This is a genomic window from Porphyromonas sp. HMSC077F02, from assembly GCF_001815465.1.
Classification (GTDB): domain Bacteria; phylum Bacteroidota; class Bacteroidia; order Bacteroidales; family Porphyromonadaceae; genus Porphyromonas_A; species Porphyromonas_A somerae.
The window spans coordinates 1-884 of the sequence record NZ_KV820687.1 but is presented as its reverse complement, the minus strand read 5'-3'; positions in this window follow the sequence as shown (position 1 = coordinate 884).

Sequence of the window (884 nt, the reverse complement as noted above, 5' to 3'; positions counted from 1 at the left end):
GCAAGGTGCCGTAAGGCACCAAGGCCCAACTAGGCCGAAGGGAGCGTACTCATGTACGTGACCTAGACCGAATTCCGAAAGCAACGCCGCAGATCGCCTTCGTGCAACAGTCTCTTACAGGACCAGTTTTGCGCATTGAATTACGAAGCAATGTAAACTGTGTTTTGGCGGTACTACAAAACAGTTGATGCTCAGGCGTATATTTTGGCGTTTTCCGATTGCTTAGTTGCATCTCAACTTTTGCTCTCTTATCTAGCGAGTGAGACTTCATGAAATAGTCATATATATATAATAGGTGTTTAGGGCTTAGATCGTATACCAGCTGTAGGTTGCTTTAAAATAATTATGCGTTTTTTTTTTTTTTTGATTTGAATATCAATGACTTACTGTATTCTGTGCGATTTTCTTGATGGATATATTTGGTGGAATGGGAAATTGTTTCTATCTTTGCAACCGCAAACGAGAAATGAGACCTCTTAGTAGCCCAGTGGGGTGATAGCGGAGGTCTATTTTTAGCCCCAAGGGTTTGGGTGTTGGAGATTAAGTTTCTTGGAGATTAGGTGCTGAGATTTGGTGGATTGAAAAATTCTTTCTATCTTTGCATTCGCAATTCAGAAACGGGGTGCTCAAGTGTGAGTGTTGAAAAAAAGTTTCTTGAATATTTGGTCGAATGAAAAATCGTTTGTACCTTTGCAAAACCAACCGGCTGAAAGGCGGTTAATGGAAAAGAGTTCATAGACATATATTAAGACAAGGACATCACAATTTTGTGATGAAACAAACAAGTAGTACAAGGGACATTGTAAAACAAGTCCACGTCAAAAATAACTTGATTGTGATCTTTATAGTATACGACTAAACGTGATAGTGAATAACGAGCTAGA